The organism is Trinickia diaoshuihuensis, from assembly GCF_003390925.1.
GTDB lineage: Bacteria > Pseudomonadota > Gammaproteobacteria > Burkholderiales > Burkholderiaceae > Trinickia > Trinickia diaoshuihuensis.
Window position 1 is genome coordinate 120,421 of record NZ_QUBS01000026.1, and the last position, 20,656, is coordinate 141,076.

The window sequence follows — 20,656 nt, forward strand, 5'->3', positions numbered from 1 at the left end:
TTAGCTCCGGTAGAGCGCGCAGCCCCAGGTAGCGCCGGCTCCGTAGGTCGTCAACAGATTGAGTTGGCCCGCGGGCATCCGTCCGGTCTTTTGCGCGAGCGATAGCGCGATTGGAAACGCGGCGCTTGCGCTATTGCCGAGCGTATCGGCGCAGATCATGCAGCGTTCCCTTGGCAGTCCCAGTTCCGCGAGCACCGCTTCGATGATGCGCAGGTTCGGCTGATGCGGGACGACGAGCCCGACGTCGCTCGGGCTCAGACGGTGCTTGTCCAGCATCTGCCTGCACGCCTGCACCATATGTCGCGTCGCGTCTTCGAACGTTTCGGCGCCGAGCATGCGGAAGAAATGATGACCGGCTTCGATATCGGCGGCGTCGATGAAGTGCGGTCGTTTCGCACCCGGCGCCTTCGTATGGAGGAATTCGAAACTCGTGCCGTCCGCGCCGAGGGAGATATCGATCAGCCCTTGGTCTTTGTCCGTATCGATTCGAAGAACCATCGCGGCCGCGCCGTCGGCGAGCAAAATCGAGAGGTTTCGTCCGGCATTGCTCGTATCGATGCGGCGCGACAGCGCTTCGGCGCAGACCAGCAGCACGTTGCGATAAGCGTTGCTTGCGAGAAAATGCCGAGCGATCTCGATGCCGTACAACGCGCCGCTGCATTGGGCGCGAATGTCGAAGCATGGAACGTTGCGCAAGCCGAGCCGCGGCTGGATATAACACGCTTGCGAGGGGTCGTGGAAATCGGGCGACAGCGTATTGACGATCAGCAGGTCGATGTCGGCGGGACGCAAGCCGGCCTGCGCGATTGCTTGCTCGGCGGCGGGACAAGCAAGGTCGGCGAGGTGTTCGTCGTCGGCGAGATACCGGCGCGTGACGACGCCCGTGCGCGTGCGAATGAATGCGTCGCTCGTGTCGATGCGCGCCGCCACTTCGTCGTTCGTCACGATGCGTGTGGGCAGGGCATGGCCGAGGCCCGCAATGACCAGTTTAGATGCCATCGGAAGGTATCCCGTTGTTCGTTTCGAAGCTCAGGGGCGTCACTGCCGTCTCACCCCAGCGCCACAGTTGCGCCCCGAACCCCCAGCCGGCGCCGGCCGTCGCGATGACCACGAGGCCGCCGGGGCGCACGATGCCTCGCGCGATGGAATCGTGCAAGGCGAGCGCGACAGCGGCCGACACCAGACAGGCGCAGTCGGCCACGCGCACGACGTATTGCTCCGGCCTAAGCCCGAGGCGTTGCGCCCAGGCATTGACGAGAATTTTCGAGGGCTGATGAAAGACCATCGCATCGACGTCTTGCGCGGCGAGCCCGTTTTTCCGCAGCAGGCGATCGACGATATCGGGAATGGCTTCGGGCATGAAGCGCGCGATCAGCTCTTGCGCCTGCTGCGCGAGCGTGAAATAAACGCCGAAGCGAGGCGGGCGCTGGGAACTCGTCTCTGCTTCGCACTCGGCTCGCTCGTGCGCGCCGCGCCACCGCATCGTCGCCAACCCATAGTGCGTCGCGTCGCTGCGATAGACCGCGTCGAGCCAATCGGCGCCCGAGGAACTGTGTTCGTCGGCCACGAGCACCGCAGCCGCGGCACCGTCTCCGAAATTGGTCGACGATTTGCTCGTATAGTCGACGAGGGCCGACATCCGCTCGGAGGAGCAGACCAGCACTCGGCGCGCACGGCCTTGCTTGATGAAGTTGGCCGCGATTTGCAATTGGAGCGCGAAGCTCGCGCATTCCATTTCCACGTCGGCATTGAGCGCGCGATGCGCGCCCAAACGCTTGCACAACGTCCCCGAGAGCCTCGGTGCGAAGCGGCGCATACCGCTCGCGCTTGCTCCGCGCTCGTCGTGTTCTTCGTGCTCGCCCGTGACGAACGGCGACGTGGAGTTCGACAACACGAGATCGAGCGCCTCGGGTTCGACACCGGCACGTTCGAGCGCTTGCCGGGCGGTATGTTCGGCAAGCGTCAATTCCGATTCGCCCGCTTGCGAATCCATGAAATAGCGCGACTCGATGCCCCAGAATTGCCACCATTGCGCATCGATCGGTTCGACCTGCGCGAATGCGGGGTCGTCGTTGCGCACCAAGCGAGATGGCAGGTTGCAAGCGAGGCTCGCCATGCGGACATTGTGCGGCATCAAACAACCTCCAGTGCGATGGCGGCCAAGCGCGACTTGAAGATATCGAGCGTCAATGCGACGTCGACGGACGACGTTACGGACGTGCGTTGCGGGCCGTCCTTTCGTTCGGCGAGCCAAGCCGGCAACTGATACGGCGCGGGAACGTCCGCATCGGCGCCGGCGACTTCCATTCGACGATCGCCGTGAGACCACGAAGCGAACGGCAGCCAATTGTCGAGCCACGACTCGCGAAAGAGCGCGCCGGGCGTCGCGCCGCCGCCACCGAGCACGTGACCCACGACGTTTTCCGCCGCGGCGCCGACGCCGTGCGGCACCGAGGGAAACCGACGCCCGGCGCCATCGAAGTGGCCGTCGATGCGCGCGACATAGCGCGTGTCGCTCGCTGCGGCGGTGGTCATTTCGACGAGCGCCTCGGCGTCCAATTGAGCGTAGGCGGCGCGCGTAGGCTTGTGCGTATCGACGGTGAATACGATCGCGCCTGCTCCATCGGCAAGGCCGCTGCATTCGATGCCTTCGACGTCGTCGAGCGCCTCGGCTCTGACAACGAGGGCGCGGCGAAACCCTAGCGCGCGGCTTTGGCTTTGCGCGATATCGAGCGCGAAAGTCCAATCGGCATCCAATAAATCGAAGACATAAGCCTGATGCGCTCTGAGATCGCGTTGAACGGGATGGGCAAGACGAGGCCCCGCGATCGATACCGAGTCCGCCACTCGGTTGGGACTCACCGATAGACTCACGATGAGATCGAGTTCGGATGGGAGGCAACGCGCTTGCGATAACGCGAGCTTCGCCGCCTTGACCGCATAGGTGCTAGCAAGCGCTGGCCTACGGTCCGTGCTGCCTGGCAAGGCAATACCCGCGCCTAAGATTTTCATCGTCGATCTCGAAAGCCCGTATAGTGGGGAATCGAGCGGTACTTTATCGATTCGATTAAAGCCGGTATAGCCGCGATATTTAGTAGGCGGGCATTAATTGATGCGTGGTGCATAAAAATGCGATTTAAATAAAAACGGCGCGTTATACGCGCCGTCCTTTTATGCACATTCGTAGTCCGTCATCGCTCGATTTGCTGATTCCAGCGCGTATCCCATTGGGCGCGGTGCGCGTTGATCGCATTCCAATCGACGACCGTCACTTTATGGACGAGCTCATCGATATTGCCGAGGCTTTGTTGCATCGGCGCCGGCATTTTGGCCAGGCGATTGGTCGGGATTTGCTTGCCCGCTTCGGCGGCCTTCTCTTGCGCGGGTGCCGACAGTAAGAACTGCGCGAGTTTTTGCGCGAGTTGATCGTCGGGGTTGTTCTTGACGACACATACGTCGACGAGCAGCAGCACCGGGCCTTCCTTCGGATTCACATAAGCAACCGGCAGCCCCTTGTCCTGCAAATCGGCGACCCCCGTCGGCGTGAGCGGGAAGAGGGCGGCCTCACCGGTTTGCACCATCTCCGAGATCTTGGCCGAGTTCGGAATGTACTCGACCACATTGGGGCCGACCGTGCTCGGCCATTTCGTGAATGCGGGTTCGACGTTTTGCTCGCTGCCGCCCCAGATGCGGTTCAGCGCAAGCAGCCCGTGCAGACCGAAGGTGCTGCTCGAGGCCGATTGAAACACGACCTTGCCTTTGTATTTCGGATCGGCGAAATCGAGCCAAGAGGCGGGCGGGGCCCAGCCTTTCTCCGTGAATAGCTTCTTGTTATAGGCGATGCCCGTCATGCCGAGTTGCACGCCGGCTCCGACGTCGTCCTTCATGCGTGCGAACGGATAAAGCTCCTTGAGCACGGGCGAGTCTTCGAGTTTCTCGCAGACGCCGAGACTGACGGCACGCGCCATCACGCCATCGTCGAGGAAGGCGACATGCACCTGCGGATGCGCGCGGTTCGCGAGCAGCTTGGCCAGGATATCGGACGAGGTGCCGGGCACGACGGTGACCTGTACGTTATTCGCTTTCTCGAACGCCGGTAGGACTTGGCTCGTGTAGGCCTTTTCCATCGGCCCGCCGTTCATGCCGATATAGATCGTTTTCGATTGCGGCCAGGCGGCCGGCGCGGCGAGCATCGCGCCGGCCACGATCGCGGCGGCCGAGAGAGAGCGGAAAGCGTTCATTGAGGTCTCCTAACGATTGAAGAGCAAAGTATCATGCGGGCACGGCCGAGAAGCGGTTGACGTCGAACGCGTCGAGCGGCGTCTCGGTGGCGCCGTCGACGACGAGATCGGCTAGCACTTCGCCGACGCCCGGTGCGAGCAGGAACCCGCCGCCGGAAAAACCGAATGCATGAAGCAGCCGAGGCACCTTGCGGCTCGCGCCGATCACGGGATTGTGGTCGGGCGTGCAACCTTCCACGCCGCTCCACGTGCGAATCAAGAGGGCGTCGCGCAGCGCCGGCAAAAGCGCGCAGGCGTCGCGCATGACCGCGCGCGTCGTGTCCGAGGACGGTTGCGCGAATTGGCCGTCGCCGTGACCGCGTCCGCCGCCGATGACGCAATTGCCGCGTTCGACTTGCCTCGCGTAAATACCGCCCCCGAACACGCCGAGGTTATGCTCGAGAAAGCGCGGCAGCGGCTCCGTGACCCACATATTCGGATAAATGGGCTTCATGGGAACGGCGTCGCCGAAGCGTTCGGCGAGCGTCAGTCCCCAGGCGCCGGCCGCATTGACGAGCCAGTCGCTCTCGAACGTCGTATCGCCCGCGCGCAGCGAGAACCGCTCTCCATCGTAATGCGCCTGAGTCAGCGCGGTAAGCTCGAGTACGAGCGCGCCCGCCGCTCGCGCCGCGCGCGCGAATGCCGGCGAGACGAGACGCGGGTTCGCGTGGCCGTCGCTCGCGCACAGCGAGCCGCCGACGGCAGCCGCGCCGAGCCAAGGATAGCGCCGCCGGAACGCGGCGCCCGACATCAATTGCAATGCCAAACCATATTGCCGGGCCATGTCCGCATACGCTTCGAGACCCGCGAGGTCGGCCTCGCTGCGCGCCAAGCGCAAGTGGCCCGAGACGACGAATTCACCGTCGATGCCGATCCGCCGGGGCAACTCGTCCCAGATACGCCGTGCCCGCATCGCGAGCGGCAGTTGTTCGGCCGGGCGGCCCTGGCAGCGTACGCCGCCGTAGTTCACGCCGCTTGCTTGCGCGCCGCAGTAACCGCGCTCGAGCAGCAGCACGCGCATGCCTTTGCGCGCAAGCGCCAGCGCGCTAGATGCGCCGACGAGCCCACCGCCGACGATCGCCACGTCGAAGTGTCGTGCGCCATCATTCATCGCGAGCGTCCTCGGGCACGTCCGCCACGCGTTCGTCGCATAGCGCGGCGGCGAGCGGGATGGGTTTGATCGGCGCTTGCGCGCGCATTCGTCCGAGCGCCGCGGGGGACAGCCCCGTTTCACACGCGAGCAGCGCCGCGGCCGCCTCGCCGCACATCCGGCCTTGGCAGCGTCCCATGCCGACGCGCGTCAACGCTTTGAGTCGATTGAGTTCCCGCGCGGCGCCCGAACGAATGCATTGGCGAATCTCGCCCGCGTCGATTTCCTCGCAACGGCATACGGTCATTGCGTCGGGCCACGCACCTGCGCGTTCGAAGGGCGGGGGGAACGCCGCTTCGAGCCCGGCCCGGAAGATGCCCGTGCGCTGCTGTGCGCGGCGCGCGGAAACCGCGGCTTCGACGCGCGCGTTCGTGCGGTGGCCCGTGTCGTTCGTAGGGTCCATATCGTCGAGCACCGCGAGTGCGGCCAGGCGTCCCGCGCGTTCGGCGGCGTCGGCCCCCGCGACCCCGGCGCCGTCGCCTGCCACGTAGATCCCGCGCACGGAAGTACGGCCCGCCTCGTCACGTTCGGGAAGCCAGCATTGGCCGAGCGCGTCGTAGCGAAACCGGCAGCCGGCGATATCGGCAAGCTGCGTTTCCGGACGCAAGCCGAAGCTCGATCCCACGGCATCGCACTCGAGCGTATCGATGCGGCTGTCCTGCGAATCGGACGTTTTCATACCCGAGCGCCACGCGATCCCCGCAACGTGGCCGTCGCCCCGCACGCCTTCGAGCGATACGCCTCGCTCGATGCGGATGCCGTGCGCACGAAGCCAGCCGACGTAGTAGAGCCCCTTGCCGAGCACCGACGGATGCGCCATGAGCTTAGGCAATGCGGCCGCTTGCGCGCCGGCACGGCTCGTATCGAGCACGGCAAGCACATGGGCGCCGGCTTTGGCGTATTGATAGGCGACGAGATACAGCAGCGGCCCGGTACCGGCGAAGACGATACGTCTGCCGATTGCGCAGCCTTGCGATTTCAACGCGGTCTGCGCCGCGCCGAGCGTATAGACGCCCGGCAAGGTCCAGCCCGGCATCGGCAGCACGCGATCCGTCGCGCCGCTTGCGATGATCAGATGCGTGAATGGCACGCTTTGCTCGCGCGTTCCGCATAGCGTGGCCAAATGCCCCGCAAGCGTACTCGAATCGGCGGCGGATGAAGGCGCTTGGGCTGCGGCGCCGGCTGGGGTTTCGCATGCCCAGACGAGCGTATTCGGGCGATAGTCGACCTGCGGCAATGCCCGCGCCATCGCCGCATGCAGCGCGGCGGCCTTGCGCGCCTCGAATCCGTACAGTGCGCGCGCCGGCCGTACGAAGCCCGCGCCCTCGGGTGGTTGCCGATAGATTTGACCGCCCCAGCGCGCGTTTTCGTCGAGCACGACCGGATGCACGCCCTCGGCGGCTAGCGTTTCGGCCGCCCGTACTCCGGCGGGGCCCGCACCGACGATCACGACTTTCGCCGGACGCGTCATGGCGCGGTCCCGCAGGGGCTCTGGCGCGGGTGCGTCAGCAGGCGCATGCCGGCTTCGATGCCTGTCGTGCAGGCGCGTAGCGGTTGACCCTCTTCGGTTCGAACCCAGCAGTCTTGGCAAGCGCCGATCAAGCAAAATCCGGCGCGTGGTTCACCCGTGAAATCCGCTGCGCGTAGCGATCGCCGCACCGTGAGAATGGCCGTGAGCACGGTGTCGCCCGCGAGGGCCCGGGCGCGCGTGCCGTCGAGCGAGAAGAAGACGGGAACGCGGCCGGTTTCGGCTATGCGTACCAGTTGCGCTTCGTCGTGGTGCATGTTCGGTGTCCTAAGTACGGAAAGAGCGACGCAGTCAATGCTGGCCGATCAATATGCGATTCAAGCCGTAGATGCGATCGAGCAGCAGCATGGCGGCGGCCGTGACGAAGATGACCAGCGTCGAGACGGACGCCATCATGGGATCGATCGATTCCGTCGCGTACATGTACATGCGCACCGGCAAGGTCACGGTTTGCGGTGATGTGACGAAGATCGACATCGTGAGTTCGTCGAAACTATTGATGAATGCGAGGAGCCAGCCGCCCGTGATGCCCGGGACGATCATCGGGAGGGTGACGCGCCGAAACGTCGTCCACGCGTCGGCGCCCAGCGATTGGGCCGCATGCTCCACGCTGCGGTCCAAGCCGGTTGCCGCGGCCAGCACGAGGCGCAGCACGAACGGCGTGACGATCACTGTATGAGCGAGGACGAGCCAGGCGAACGAGCCCGTCGCGCCGATTAGCGCAAAGAAGCGCAGCAGCGCGATGCCGAGCACGAGTCCGGGGATGACGAGCGGCGACAGCAACAACGCGTTCAAGAAGTCCCGGCCGGGGAAGCGCGCTCGCGCGATGGCCAAACCGGCCGGCAAGGCGATGGCCAGCGAGAGGGTGGCCGAGGCGAACGCGAGCTTCAGGCTTGTGAGGAAGGCCGAAATGAAGTCCGGATAATGCAAGATCGCGCGGAACCATCGGAGAGACAATCCGTGCGTAGGTAACGTGAGCGTCTCTTCGGGCGTAAACGCCACGAGTACGACGATCAAAAGCGGAGCCAGCACGAACGCAATGACGAGCGTGTGGAAGGCGAGGGCGAGTGGGCCGTTGCGTCGCATGGGAATTTCCTCTCGCTTAGCCCATCGCGCGGCCGTAGCGGCGTTCGAGCACGCGGTAGTAGGTCAGCATGATGACTAGGTTGGCGGCGAGCAGAAGCAAGGCGATCGTGGCGCCGAGCGGCCAGTTCAGCGAGCCGAGAAATTCGTCGTAGACGGCGGTCGCCGCCACTTTCAAACGCCTTCCGCCGAGCAAGCCTGGGATCGCGAAGGCGCTGGCCGACAGCCCGAACACCATCAAACTGCCCGAGAGCACGCCCGGCATGATCTGCGGCAGCACGATGCGGCGCAGCGTCGTGGCGGGCGAGGCCATCAAGGAAAGGGCGGCTTGCTCGGTTTGCGGATCGAGCTTTTGCAACGAGGTCCAAACCGGGATGACCATGAACGGCAGCATGACGTGCACGAGCGCGATGATGATCGCGAACTGCGTGTATTCGAGCTTGTAGGGACCGAGGCCGAGGAGCGCGAACGCTTGGTTGACGACGCCGGCGGTGCCGAGCAGCATGCTCCAGCCGAACGCCCGGACGACGACCGACACGAGCAGCGGCGCGAGGATCACGAGCAGGCAGGCGGAGCGCCACGGATCGCGCATCTTCGATAACACATAGGCTTCCGGTGCGCCGATGGCCGCGCACAAAACGGTCGTCGTCGCCGCGATTCCGAAGGTGCGCAAGAAGATCGTTTGATAGTAGGGCGAACTCAAGACGTTCGAATAGTTGCCGAACTGGAACGCGGCGATCGGCCCGACCGACGGATCGAACCGGTAAAACGTCAAAACGAACGTCATCGCGAGCGGCACGAGCACGAGCACCGCGAATAGCGCGAGCGCCGGCGCGCATAGCAGCCACATCGGCGCGTAGGCTCGCCATGTGATGCGCGGCGCGGCGCCCGGCGCTGCCTGCCGCGACGGTTGTTTCACGCCCGCTTCCAGCGTCGCGTTAGCCATGGCGGGTATCCTTCGCAACCAAGCGCACGGCCTCGCGCTTCCAATCGATGGCGACGCTTTCGCCTTCCGCGATCGGCTCGCCCCCCTCGTTCTGACAGCAGACGAGCACTTCGCCGAGCCTGCAATCGACACGGTACAGCCATTGGCTGCCGAGGAAGAAGCGGCTCGTGACCGTTGCGGGCACGCGGCCTCGGCCGCTGACGTCCAAGCGTACCTTCTCGGGGCGAATGCAGATGGTGACGGCATCGCCGGTCGTCACGGCATCGTTTCGCGGGTGCGCCGCCTGACCGACCTCGATACGATCGTCCCCGATCGTCACGTGCAAGTTCGCATCGTCGTGCGCGACGACGGTCCCCGAGAAAAGATTGGCCTTGCCGATGAATTCGGAGACGAACCGGTTTTCCGGTCGTTCGTAGGCACGGTAGGGCGTATCGACTTGCGTGATGCGGCCGGCTTCCATGACGACGACGCGATCGCTGATGGACAGCGCCTCCGATTGGTCGTGCGTGACCATGATCGTCGTCGTGCCGATGCGGCGCTGAATGGCTCTGAGTTCGAATTGCATTTCCTCGCGCAGCTTGGCGTCGAGGTTCGACATCGGTTCGTCGAGTAGTAAGACGGGCGGGGCGATGACGATCGCGCGGGCGATAGCGACGCGTTGACGCTGGCCGCCCGAGAGCTCGCGCGGGAAGCGATCGGCGAATGCATCGAGGCGTACGAGCGAGAGCGCCTCGCGCACGCGCGTGTCGCTCTCGGCCTTGCCGACGCGGCGCATCTCGAGCCCGAAGCGCACGTTCTGCGCCACGGTCATATGCGGAAACAGCGCGTAGCTTTGAAAGACGATGCCCAGGCCGCGCTGATTCGGCTTCATATCGGTGATGTCGCGCCCGTCCAGCACGATGCGCCCGCTCGTCGCTTGCACGAAGCCGGCGATCATCTGCAGTGTGGTGGTCTTGCCGCAGCCGGACGGGCCGAGCAGAGAGACGAATTCGCCTCTTTCGACCGACAAATTCAAATCGGTTACCGCGTGCAAGTTGCCGAACGACTTCGAGACGTCGGCAAGCGTGAGGAACGACATGATTCGGACTCCCTTGCCTGATAGGTCGGCCCTCTCGATGCGTACGCGTATCGGGGCATCAGGCTGCGCCGATTCTGTCCAGCCATATAGGCTGAGTCAATTTAGAATTCCGGTCATTGATAGAAAAATGGAAAAAATTCCGTCCAATGAAATAACTGTGCGACGACGCAGAGATATCTTTCATCGGGTGAGGGGAGGGTTATCCCTCGGCGTGTGCAGCCTCAGGGCACCCGGCGGGGAAAGCTGCGATACTGCGCGGGCGATCGATGAAGCCGACGATATTCCACTGATCAGAACCTGAGGACGGAGAATGGCCCAATGAGCGGGGTATCCCTACAGGAAGACGAGTTCAAGCCCGGCGACGAGAGCGCCGATGCCCCCGGCGTGGGCATGCTCCCACGGGCGTTCGCGCTCGTGCGGGCACTCGCCTTGCACCAAGCGAGCGGGGCGCGCGTGACCCAACTGGCCAAGATGGTCGGGCTCACGCAAGGCACGACGCACCGCATTTTGCGCGCCCTCATCGCGGAGGGCATGGTCGAACAGGACGAGCGCTCGAAGCTGTACCGGCTAGGCGTGGATTTTTTCGCCCTGGCGGCGCAGGCCGGAAATCCGGGCGGCATGCGTATGTTGTGCCGCCCCGCGTTGCTTAGGCTATGCGCGAGTTTGGGCGAGACGATCTTCCTGCTCGCAAAAAGCGGGTTCGACGCCGTGTGCCTCGATCTATGCGAGGGCCCTTTTCCAATCCGTTCATTTACGAACGACGTGGGCGGACGCATCGCGCTAGGGGTGGGGCAAGGGAGTCTCGCGATCCTCGCGTTCCTGCCCGAAGCCGAGCGGGAGGAAATCATTCGCTTCAACGTGCCGCGTATTCGCGGTCATGGCGTACTGGACGAGGTCTATCTGCGTACCGAAATAGAACGCGTGCGCCAGCTCGGCTACGCGGCGCGCAACAGCGGGGTGCTCGAAGGGATGGCGGGCGTCGCCGTGCCCATTCTCGATCGCACCGGAACGGCGGTGGCGGCGCTCAGCGTCGGTACGTTGTCGTCTCGGCTCGGTGAGGACCGGCTGCCGATGGTCGTCGAGTTGTTGAAGCGGCAAGCCGATTCGATCGGCCCATTGACCAATCCCTTCGACGTCGCGCTCAAGCGCCGGCCGGCGCACGGGCTGGGCGCCGCGCTCGGCGCATAGACACACCGGGAATATCGTGCAGGATTAACGATTTAATCGAAGTCTAATACAAGGATGTCGTAATAAATTTGAAATAACCGAGGAGTGAGTCCATTCCGATGCGGGGGCGCTCGATGCATAGTGAGAAAGCCGATCGGCGGCCTGCTAGTTTTTGTAGCGGGGGGCATTTGTTATTTGTTTATCGATAGGGTTCAATACGGTTCGTTGAATAAAACGAACGCCAGATTGAGAGAGATTCGAAAGACTGGCGATACGGATGATAGTCCGAAAGACCAGTCAGTACCTGCCGGGGCACTCTCACTCTTCTGGAGGTTCATCGATGAAACGATCCGTATTGAAGGCATTCGTCGGCGCATGGCTGCTGGCTGCCGGTGGGCTCTTATCGGCCGCAGCCGTCGCGGCACCGACGCTGGTGACGGAGCCGGACCAAGGCTTGACGCCCATCTATACGTTCATGCAGTCGGCGACGAAAACGCTCGATATGACGATGTACGAGCTCGTCGATACGCAAGCCGAGGACATCCTCGTGCAACTGGCGGCCAAGGGCGTCGCGGTACGCGTGATCCTCGATCAAAATCTCGAATCGAACAACAACCAACCCGCGTACGACTATCTGAGCCAAAACGGCGTGAACGTGGTGTGGGCGAACCCGACTTACTCGGCGACGCACGAGAAGGCGATCGTCGTCGACGGTCGAACCGCCGCGGTGATGACGCTCAACCTGACGAGCCGCTACTACGCGAGCTCGCGCGATTTCGCCGTTATCGAGAACGATGCGAACGACGTGGCGGCTATCGAAACGACCTTCGAGGCCGACTTCGCGAGCAATGCCGTGACGCCGCCGACGGGCGACGACTTGGTTTGGAGTCCTACGAATTCGACGTCGGCGCTGCTCAAGCTGATCAATTCCGCGACGAATACCTTGCAGATCGAAAACGAGGAGATGAGCAACTCGAAGATCGTGACGGCGCTCGTCAACGCAGCCAATCGCGGCGTTCAGGTGCAGGTGACGATGACCTACAACTCGAAATACGCGAGCAACTACGACAAGCTGAGCGCCGCCGGCGTGCTGATCAGTACCTACGATCCCAAGGCTTCGCTCTATATCCATGCCAAAGTAATCCTCGCCGACTATGGCACGTCGAGCGCCGATGCGTTCGTCGGCTCCGAAAACTTTTCGGTGGCATCGCTCACGCGCAATCGCGAACTGGGGCTCGTGACCCGCGATTCGTCGCTGATGGCGTCGCTCGCTTCGGTGCTGCAATCGGATTTCCGCGGCGGCACGCTCTACGGCAGCGGCGCGAGCTCGACGCAATCGCCGTTCTTCTGATGGCGGCCTCGCGGCGGGGGTGATCCGCCAAGGCGAGGTGTCCGCCCGCGCCGATTCCGATGGGCGGGCGCGACTCCGGTAAACTCACGCCTTTCGCCCGCATTTTTTTTCTTCGCGCCATGACTCAAGACGAACTCAAGCGACTCGTCGGCCAAGCCGCCGCCGATTATGTAAACGCCCACGTGGCCGAGGGGGCCGTGATCGGCGTCGGGACCGGATCGACGGCCAACTGCTTTATCGATGCGCTCGCGGCTCAAAAGCACCGGTACCGCGGCGCCGTCTCGAGTTCGGTCGCGACGACGGCGCGGCTCGAGCAGCACGGCATCAAGGTGTTCGATCTCAACGAAGTCGAATCGCTGCCCGTGTACGTCGACGGTGCCGATGAAATCGATCCGAAAGGCGCCATGATCAAGGGCGGCGGGGGCGCGTTGACGCGCGAGAAGATCGTTGCTTCGGTCGCCGAGGTGTTCGTGTGTATCGCCGATGCGTCCAAACGCGTGCCCGTACTCGGTGCATTCCCGCTGCCGATCGAAGTCCTGCCGATGGCGCGCACCGCCATCGGCCGCCGGGTAACCGCGCTCGGTGGGGTGCCCGTGTTGCGCGTGAACGCCCAAGGCGCGCCCTATATCACTGACAACGGTAATGAAATTTTGGACGTCAAAGAGCTGACGATCCACGATCCTCGCGCGCTCGAAGCCGAAATCAACGCGTGGCCGGGCGTCGTCACCGTGGGTCTGTTCGCCGGCCGCGGCGCCGATTTGTGCCTGCTCGGCTCCGACGCGGGCGTGGAAACGCTCGTCTATCGCTCAAACGGCTAAAGGGTGGACCGGTTTTTGCCGTAGTACCCGGTATCCGTAGTCGAGCCGCCGCGCGATACCGCGCACGGCGGCACACCACACGGGCACACCACACGTTTTGAGGATTGGATCCGATCATGCAACGCGAACTCAGGCGGGCCCTGGATACGGCCTATTCGCGGCTGAAAGACGGACGGGCGGAACCGGCCACGTTCGCGAGCCACTACGCGTTGGGACTTGGGATCGTCGCGGGCGGGCAAGCCTGCGGCGGGATGACCGAGGAGGAAGCGGCGGGCGAGCGCGCTCATCTGGGCATGCTCGCCGCTTTATTCGAGGTCCAGGCGCGTATCAGGATCGACTCCGACGCGCGGTGAACGCGCTCCGTCCGGCGTGCGAGCCCGCCGGGAGGCGGGTTCGATCAGTTCAATCGGGTTCAATCGACAGTGTTCGTTTGATGCAAGCTCGGCAGCAGCCGATCGAACTCGCGCTTGACGAGTCCGTAGCACTCGCATGCCCGTGCTTCCAACCCCTTGCGGTCGAGCACCTTGATATGCCCGCGGCTGTGATGGATCAACCCTTGATCGTGCAGCTTGCCCGCCGCCTCCGTGATTCCCTCGCGCCGCACGCCGAGCATATCCGCGATCAACTGCTGCGTCACGGCCAACTCATTCGTCGCCGCGCGGTCGATTTCGATCAAGAGCCAGCGGCATAGCTGCTTGCTCAGCGAATGATGGCGATTGCACGCGGCCGTTTGCGCGACCTGCGTCAGCAAGGCCTGCATGTACAGCAACATCAGCCGGCGCAGCAAATCGGAGCGGGCGATCTCGTGCTTGAGTTGCTGCGCGCTCATCCGGTAGGCGAAGCCCGAGCATTGCACCTGCACGCGGCTGGGCATGGTCTCGCCGCCCGTCAGCACTTGTACGCCCGTCATGCCTTCACGCCCAACGGCGGCCAGCTCGACCGAGCCGCCGTCTTCCATCATCGAGAGGATCGAAATGATGGCCGTCGTCGGAAAATAGACGTGATGGATCTTATGGCCGCAGTCGCAAAGCAATTGCTCCGTACGCAGATGGACCAATTCCAGGTGAGGCGTCAGCGCCTGCCATTCATGCGACGGCAATGCGCCGAGCAGGTGATTGCCGTGAAGGTCGGATTGTAGCGTCAACATGATCGGTCCTCGGTTGCTTGCCGCGCCGTGCGCTCTCTTGCACGTGTGTGTTGCGGCTTGTTCGTTACTAGGCGGGCGAGGCGCGGGCATCGGCGAAGATCGAATCATCGGCGGATGATGCTCGCACGCCGCGCCGTCGTTTTGGCCTGTCTCCCCGGCCGGTGCGCCGTCTGTGCGGCAGCGCTCGGTGTGTGCGCCCCGGCAGGTGCGAGGATCGTGCCAAGCCCAGTCGCGGCGAGCCCAGGCGCCAACGAAGCGCGGCGGCATCGAGCGCAATGTGCGCTACCCCCGCTTTTTGTTTCAAATCTGCACAAGGGGCCGGGCCTTTGGCTTGTTGCCAAGCGTGCTCAACTAGTCAGCCCAAGTGCTTGATCGGCTTGAGGTTTGAGACCATGCCGCGCCGCTCCTCGCGCGTCCGCCGTTCCAAACGCAGGCGGACAATGCCCGGCGGCGCGGCTGTCGGAGGCCCCGGGCGTTGGCGCCAAGCCCTGAAAGGCGCCGCGCCGCAAATGAGTCATTGTTGAGACACGGCCAAGACGCCTTGTCGTTGCGTGATTTCCCCAATGGCGAACGAACCGGTCGACGTGGGTGCGATGCCGAACGGTATTACGGTTGCGCGCGACGTACCGTGGCGCCATGGCGATTCGTCGTATGTTGTTTCGGACAACGAAACGTTTCGCTCGAGGTCCAATGTATCGAGGGTGTGAGCTACGTCAAGCCGGTCTGGGCATGCTCGGGAAATTATGCAGGTGTCCGAAACAACGCCGAGCGCGCCGGTGCGACGGCTCAATACGCAGACGATTGGCGGCGCACGGCCTGCGCCGGTTTCGTCAGAGGGATAACCCTGTTCAGGCGTTTCCCAATGGCGCGTCGTGACGGATCCAAGCACCGTAACGCTTACCGGCCGAAGTTTGGCGGGAGGTGCGCAATGAATCAGGTAAAGAAGCGTCGCATGGCGCATCGGGGGGAGTTATGGAGCAGGGCAAAGACCGTTCGCTGGTGAGCAAGGTCATGGACGGGCTCGTCAGCGGCATCGTCGAGGAAAAGTACGGCGCGATTCTGCCGCCGCAGGACGTGCTATCGAAAGAGTTCGACGTAAGCCGGACGGTCATGCGCGAGGCGCTCTCGATGTTGCTTGCACGCGATATGCTCGACGTTCGGCCGAAAGTCGGAACGCGGATCCGGTCCATGCGCGATTGGCGCATGATCGATGAGGACGTCGTGAATTGGCGGTTTCGGGCCAAGCCCGATCCGCAGTTCATGCGCGACGTGATCGAATTTCGGATGTTGATCGAGCCGCGGGCCGCGGCGCAGGCCGCGTCGCGCGCAAGCGTCTCGGAAGTGGCGGCGATTCGCGAAGCGTTCGAGGTGTTTAAAACGCTCGCACCGGGCGATCCCGGCTATCAAGCTGCCGACGAACTGTTGCATACGCGCATCGTCCATGCGAGCGGGAATCAATTCTTCCAGCAGATGGCGGCCATCATTCGCGGGGCGCTATCGGCCACCCATCCGATGCTCAGTCAAAAGCCGGGGGCATGGGAGATCTCGGTGCGGACCCACGAGCGGCTCGTCGAGGCGATCGAGCGGCGGGACCCCAAGGAGGCCGAAGCCGCCGCGTTGGCCGTGATCGACTTTGCGGCCGATGAAATCAGCCGTGAATTCTCGGTCGAAATGCCCAACCGGAGATGATCGTTCGTACCGCATGACAAGACCGGCGCCGTTTCGCGCCGGTCTTGTCGTTTTAGGCAATGATTCGCCGATCCTTTCGTTCAGTGGCAAGAGAACCCGGGCCACGCTTGCGCGTCTTATGATGGCGGACGCCTCGATCGACGGCGATCGAGGCAATGTCATCCAACGAGGAACGATTCGACGATGAATGCGAGAGCAACGATCCACTGGGGCATCGTAGGCGCGGGGCGCATTGCGCATCGCTTCGCACAAGGGTTGGCTCATGTGAGCGATGCGCGCATCGCGCGGGTTTGGTCCCGTCGCGCCGAGAGCGTGGACGCATTCGTCCAGCGTCACGGCGGGCAGCCGAGCGCCACGTTCGATGAGCTGTTGGCCAGCGACGTGGATGCGGTCTACATCGCCACGTTGAACGATACCCATGCCGATTTCGCGCGCGCGGCGTTGGCGGCCGGCAAGCACGTACTCTGCGAAAAGCCGGCGACGTTGAACGTGCGCCAGCTCGAAGCCGTGCTCGATACGGCGCGCGCATCGAAGCGTCTTTTCATGGAGGCCATGAAGCCGCCTTTCTTTCCGCTGTACCGCAAACTGCGCGAGCATTTGCGCGACGATCCGATCGGGCCGGTCGGTCTCGTGCGAGCCGGGTTCGCCGTGGCGGACGTTCCCGCGGACCACCCGTCGTTCTCGCTGCGCGAAGGCGGCGGTGCGCTGCTCGATATCGGCATCTACGAAATGTTTCTGGCCGTCGACTGGCTCGGCGCGCCGCTCGACGTGCAAACGTTTGGCCGACTCGGGCCTTCGGGCGTCGATACGTTTGCAAGCGTCCATGGCAGGCACGAGTCGGGCATCGCGCAAATCTTTTGCGGCCTCGATCTGGACGCGAAGGGCGACGCGCTGCTGGCGGGGCCGCTCGGGCACGTCTGGATCCACGAAAAGTGGTGGAACCCGGTGCGGGCGACCGTCAGTTACGCGGGCGGACGCATCGTCGAGTTGAATGTTCCGTTCGAAGGCGGCGGGCTTAACTACGAGACCGCGCACTTTTGCGAACTGATTCGCGAGGGGGCGCTCGAAAGCCCGATCATGACGCACGAGAAGTCGCTGCAGATGATCTCGATGTGCGACGCCGCGCGTGCTTCGCTGGGATTGAAGTTCCCCGGCGAATAGGCGCTGCGCCGGGCTCGGCGCACGGTATTCGCATACTCTGGGATGTCCCTGTTAGCGTTACCGGCGCGCAGCCCCTAGTGAGGCATGCGCGCGATACGATGTCCTCTCGTTCGACGACGGCGAAAGCGACCGCATGGCGGCTTGCCGATCAATACACGGAGGCATCATGTTAGAAGTGGATCGAAACGGGTTGGTATTGACGCCGTACGGTCAGTTGCCGGCGTCCGAGGTCATCGAGGTGAGTGCCAATCAAATCGTCGGCCTAGCGGATGGCCGCTTGGTTTCGAAGGATATGAAAACCGGCGAGATTGTCGCCGACCACGGCGCGGTCTCTGCCGAAGCATTGAGCGAGGATCCGCGCGTTCGCGCGAAAAGGCTTTGCCAGGACTATCTGAAAGAAAACGGGTTGACCGTCGATCGTCTGGACACGCTCTATCCCGGCTACTACACGTGGGCGGCCGCGACGCGAGTGGATCGCTTCAGCACCACGTGGGTCGTCCCCGACCTGCCGACGGATCAAGTCAATAGAACCTTCTTCATCTGGAACGGCGCCGACGGCGGGAGCTTGCAGCCCGTGTTGCAGTGGGGGAATGGCACGCTTGCTTACCAGATCGCAAACTGGGCCTACGTGGGCGGGTACTTCCATGGAACCTACGTTCCCGTTGCGCCGGGGGACGTGCTTACAGGCATTGTTAAGTTCGTCGCCGGGTCGGGAGACAAGTGGACGTTTAAAGAGTCGTTCGACGGCTATCCGGCGGCCGACCTGACGGTGGTGCGTCCAAACGACGTCAGTTCCGTTTGCCAGTGCTTCGAGGCCTACACCCCCGACCCGACTCAATGGCCGGCCAACGAGTACACCGCGATGAGTAAAATCAATCTGGTGCGAAGGGAAGGCGCATTTCCGCAGTCGAACTTCCAATGGACGATCAGCACGACCACCACGCCGCCTGCGACGAAAAGCGGAAAGACAACGGTGATCGTCAGCGAGTCGGCGGTGAACGGCGAGATCGATTTTTACTTCCACTAAGCGCGCCATTGGGCTCCCGGCTTGCCGCGCGGTACCGCTTGAAGCCGCGGCGAAGTTGCGGGGCCCGGACATGCTACGATGCGCCATCATGTTCACGGAGCGGGATTCATGTCCAAACATTTCGCCAATCTATGGCGCTCGAACAAGAATCTGATCGCCTTTCTGTTTTTAATGGTGCTATTCCGCAGCGCCATCGCCGATTGGAACGTCGTGCCGACGGGATCGATGCTCCCGACGATCCGCATCGGCGATCGTATCTTCGTCGATAAGATGGCCTACGATCTGCGCGTGCCGCTTACGCATATCGAAATCGCGCACTTGGCCGATCCGAAGCGTGGCGATATCGTCACGATCGATTCGAAAGCCGCTCACGAATTGCTCGTCAAGCGGGTAATCGGCGTGCCCGGCGACGTCATAGCAATGCGTGAGAACGTGTTGTATGTGAACGGCGCGCGGGCCGATTATCGCCCGCTCGCTCGCGCGCCCATGCTCGATGCCGCATCGGGCCAAGCCGTCTATTTGACCGAGCGATTCGACGGCGTCTCTCACGTCGTTCGCCTCTCGCCGTTGGCGCCTAGTCCCGTGAGCTCGTTCGGTCCCGTCACGGTGCCCGCGGGCGAATATCTGATGCTTGGCGATAACCGCGACGATAGCGCCGACTCGCGCTATATCGGCTTCGTTCCGCGCAAGGAAGTCATGGGACGCGCGCGCAACGTGGCGTTCTCGCTCGATCCCGAGCACTTCTTTTTGCCGCGCGTGACGCGGTTCGGCGCGGCGCTCGACGAGCCGATCGCGTTCAACCACTGATATTGGACCGGGCGTCACCGCGCGGTGACGCGCCGGCGAAGATATCGCCGTCTATTGCGGCCCGTACACGTAAGCCGAATTGATATGGTCATAACCGTCAGTCATGTCTCCGTCGGTCCATATCGTAACGTTACTGGCTGCGGCGCAAGCGACAAATAGGCAGTTGGCGACGCTGTCTCCGTCGCTTCCCTTGTCGATGAGAAAACTGCCTATTTTTGTACCGTCACTTTGCGTGAGCGTGAGAAAGCAACCCGCCGAGGTCCAGCCAGGTCGGATGTTAATCGAAGAAACGATGCCGGAATAACTCGCCATAGCCGCTCTCCTTTATTGAGTTTTTTGAATCTCGAGGCGCGTTATGCTGCAAGAAAATTTATGATTTCTATCGCGTGAATTAAGCGTGGTCGGTATTGATCGGCTAAATTCAGAGGCAATGTTACCTCAAGGCGGCCGGGTACATTCTATGGGTTGGATGCGCGTAATGGCGCATTCTCACAGTTTAATAACGATTAGTGGATTTTCGTTATTGCGTTCAATGATGCCGTCCGGGCGGCGCGTGACGATCGCCGTAGCGAAAGCGAACAGCCGCCCGATTCGATCCGCTCAATGGCGCGTCGGCAGCGCCAGCCGTCGCTCATAGCGGTGCTGCACCCATTCGAGGACCTGACAAAGCACCCAATAGACGGCTGCCGCCGCGAGATAAAGCGGTAGCGGCTGATAGGTGGCGGCGATGATTTCCTGCGCGCTGCGCAGCAGTTCCGTGACCGTGATGACCGAGACGAGCGACGTATCCTTGATGAGGCTGATCAGGCTATTCGAGAGGCTCGGCACGGCGATGCGCAGCGCCTGTGGCCCGATTACGTAGCGCAACGTTTGCCGGCGCGACAGGCCGAGGCTATAGGCCGCGAGCCACTGACCGCGATGAATGCCGTTGATCGCGCCGCGCATGCTTTCCGACAGATAGGCGGCGACATTGGCGGACAGGGCGATGACCCCCGCGGGCGTGGGGTCGAGCGAAATCCCGAGGCTCGGAAGCCCGTAGTAGATGACGAAGATCTGGACGAGCAGCGGGGTGCCGCGCATGACGCTCACGTACACCCGCGCGATCCAATTGAGCGGCTTGCTATGGCTGATGCCCATCAGCGCGAGCACGACGGCCGCAACGAGCCCGAAGATCATCGAAAGAACCGCGAACTTGACCGTCAAGACGGCGCCCTGCGCGAGCACGGGCAGCGATTGGACGAGCAGCGTAGTGGTGGACATGGCGTATGTTGTTGAGGACAGCTAACGAGCCGGCCCGGGGGCGCCGGGCGCGTGAGCGCACATGATATACGCGACGAAAAGGCCGCGCCGGTTCATAGTCGGCATGCGCGCTGCGTGCGCGCCGAACAAAAAAGCTAAGGGCGGCATCGGTTCGATGCCGCCCT

General features: G+C 63.1%; 21 protein-coding genes. 8 read left to right on the forward strand and 13 right to left on the reverse strand.

Features of this window, described 5'->3' with window-relative positions; all coding sequences use genetic code 11:
• From DXT59_RS07590 to DXT59_RS07635, 10 genes are all read right to left on the reverse strand, one after another.
• Positions 1–999 carry a ketoacyl-ACP synthase III gene (locus DXT59_RS07590; protein WP_116136304.1) on the reverse strand — a complete coding sequence of 333 codons (999 nt, stop codon included), beginning with the start codon at positions 997–999 and terminating at the stop codon, positions 1–3.
• On the reverse strand, positions 989–2,134 hold the full coding sequence (locus DXT59_RS07595) for a 3-oxoacyl-ACP synthase III family protein (protein ID WP_116136305.1): 1,146 nt from the start codon (positions 2,132–2,134) through the stop codon (positions 989–991). Before DXT59_RS07595 ends, DXT59_RS07590 begins: the two co-directional genes overlap by 11 nt.
• Positions 2,134–3,012 carry a beta-ketoacyl-[acyl-carrier-protein] synthase family protein gene (locus DXT59_RS07600; protein ID WP_116136306.1) on the reverse strand — a complete coding sequence of 293 codons (879 nt, stop codon included), beginning with the start codon at positions 3,010–3,012 and terminating at the stop codon, positions 2,134–2,136. Before DXT59_RS07600 ends, DXT59_RS07595 begins: the two co-directional genes overlap by 1 nt.
• Before the next feature lie 179 nt (positions 3,013–3,191).
• Entirely contained in the window at positions 3,192–4,193 is a 1,002-nt protein-coding gene (locus tag DXT59_RS07605; RefSeq protein WP_420823372.1) for an ABC transporter substrate-binding protein, read from the reverse strand.
• A gap of 79 nt (positions 4,194–4,272) precedes the next feature.
• A complete protein-coding gene (locus DXT59_RS07610; RefSeq protein WP_116136308.1) occupies positions 4,273–5,391 on the reverse strand; it encodes an NAD(P)/FAD-dependent oxidoreductase in 1,119 nt (372 codons plus the stop codon).
• Complete coding sequence (locus DXT59_RS07615) at positions 5,384–6,901, reverse strand: FAD/NAD(P)-dependent oxidoreductase (RefSeq protein ID WP_116136309.1); 1,518 nt, start codon at positions 6,899–6,901, stop codon at positions 5,384–5,386. The genes DXT59_RS07610 and DXT59_RS07615 overlap by 8 nt, the downstream gene beginning before the upstream one ends.
• A complete protein-coding gene (locus DXT59_RS07620) occupies positions 6,898–7,215 on the reverse strand; it encodes a (2Fe-2S)-binding protein (RefSeq protein WP_116136310.1) in 318 nt (105 codons plus the stop codon). Before DXT59_RS07620 ends, DXT59_RS07615 begins: the two co-directional genes overlap by 4 nt.
• 34 nt (positions 7,216–7,249) lie before the next feature.
• Positions 7,250–8,044 carry an ABC transporter permease gene (locus DXT59_RS07625; protein WP_116136311.1) on the reverse strand — a complete coding sequence of 265 codons (795 nt, stop codon included), beginning with the start codon at positions 8,042–8,044 and terminating at the stop codon, positions 7,250–7,252.
• Between the two features lie 16 nt (positions 8,045–8,060).
• A complete protein-coding gene (locus DXT59_RS07630) occupies positions 8,061–8,891 on the reverse strand; it encodes an ABC transporter permease (protein ID WP_420823373.1) in 831 nt (276 codons plus the stop codon).
• Positions 8,892–8,979: 88 nt separating this feature from the next.
• Positions 8,980–10,065 (reverse strand): ABC transporter ATP-binding protein, encoded by a 1,086-nt coding sequence (locus DXT59_RS07635; RefSeq protein WP_116136313.1) that lies wholly within the window; start codon positions 10,063–10,065, stop codon positions 8,980–8,982.
• A gap of 318 nt (positions 10,066–10,383) precedes the next feature.
• Between DXT59_RS07635 and DXT59_RS07640 the strand changes: the two genes are divergently transcribed.
• The 4 genes from DXT59_RS07640 to DXT59_RS07655 all read left to right on the forward strand — a co-directional run bounded on the left by DXT59_RS07640 (position 10,384) and on the right by DXT59_RS07655 (position 13,754).
• A complete protein-coding gene (locus DXT59_RS07640; RefSeq protein ID WP_116136314.1) occupies positions 10,384–11,253 on the forward strand; it encodes an IclR family transcriptional regulator in 870 nt (289 codons plus the stop codon).
• A 319-nt stretch (positions 11,254–11,572) separates the two neighbouring features.
• Positions 11,573–12,583 (forward strand): phospholipase D-like domain-containing protein, encoded by a 1,011-nt coding sequence (locus DXT59_RS07645; protein WP_162877998.1) that lies wholly within the window; start codon positions 11,573–11,575, stop codon positions 12,581–12,583.
• A 119-nt stretch (positions 12,584–12,702) separates the two neighbouring features.
• Positions 12,703–13,401, forward strand: coding sequence for a ribose-5-phosphate isomerase RpiA (rpiA, locus tag DXT59_RS07650; protein ID WP_116136389.1), 699 nt, complete (start codon positions 12,703–12,705; stop codon positions 13,399–13,401).
• A 116-nt stretch (positions 13,402–13,517) separates the two neighbouring features.
• Entirely contained in the window at positions 13,518–13,754 is a 237-nt protein-coding gene (locus DXT59_RS07655; RefSeq protein ID WP_162877999.1) for a hypothetical protein, read from the forward strand.
• A gap of 59 nt (positions 13,755–13,813) precedes the next feature.
• Here DXT59_RS07655 and DXT59_RS07660 read toward each other — a convergent pair whose 3' ends face one another.
• On the reverse strand, positions 13,814–14,548 hold the full coding sequence (locus DXT59_RS07660; RefSeq protein WP_116136317.1) for a Crp/Fnr family transcriptional regulator: 735 nt from the start codon (positions 14,546–14,548) through the stop codon (positions 13,814–13,816).
• A 972-nt stretch (positions 14,549–15,520) separates the two neighbouring features.
• Between DXT59_RS07660 and DXT59_RS07665 the strand changes: the two genes are divergently transcribed.
• The 4 genes from DXT59_RS07665 to lepB all read left to right on the forward strand — a co-directional run bounded on the left by DXT59_RS07665 (position 15,521) and on the right by lepB (position 19,232).
• Positions 15,521–16,237, forward strand: a complete 717-nt coding sequence (locus DXT59_RS07665) for a FadR/GntR family transcriptional regulator (protein WP_116136318.1) — start codon at positions 15,521–15,523, stop codon at positions 16,235–16,237.
• A 183-nt stretch (positions 16,238–16,420) separates the two neighbouring features.
• Positions 16,421–17,398, forward strand: coding sequence for a Gfo/Idh/MocA family protein (locus DXT59_RS07670; protein ID WP_116136319.1), 978 nt, complete (start codon positions 16,421–16,423; stop codon positions 17,396–17,398).
• Positions 17,399–17,564: 166 nt separating this feature from the next.
• Positions 17,565–18,425, forward strand: a complete 861-nt coding sequence (locus DXT59_RS07675; RefSeq protein WP_162878000.1) for a hypothetical protein — start codon at positions 17,565–17,567, stop codon at positions 18,423–18,425.
• A gap of 108 nt (positions 18,426–18,533) precedes the next feature.
• A complete protein-coding gene (gene lepB / locus DXT59_RS07680; protein ID WP_116136321.1) occupies positions 18,534–19,232 on the forward strand; it encodes a signal peptidase I in 699 nt (232 codons plus the stop codon).
• Between the two features lie 51 nt (positions 19,233–19,283).
• Here the strand turns inward: lepB and DXT59_RS07685 are convergent, their stop codons facing one another.
• Both DXT59_RS07685 and DXT59_RS07690 read right to left on the reverse strand, forming a co-directional pair.
• Positions 19,284–19,544, reverse strand: a complete 261-nt coding sequence (locus tag DXT59_RS07685) for a hypothetical protein (RefSeq protein ID WP_116136322.1) — start codon at positions 19,542–19,544, stop codon at positions 19,284–19,286.
• A gap of 288 nt (positions 19,545–19,832) precedes the next feature.
• Positions 19,833–20,492, reverse strand: a complete 660-nt coding sequence (locus tag DXT59_RS07690; RefSeq protein WP_116136323.1) for an amino acid ABC transporter permease — start codon at positions 20,490–20,492, stop codon at positions 19,833–19,835.
• Positions 20,493–20,656: the final 164 nt, after the last annotated feature.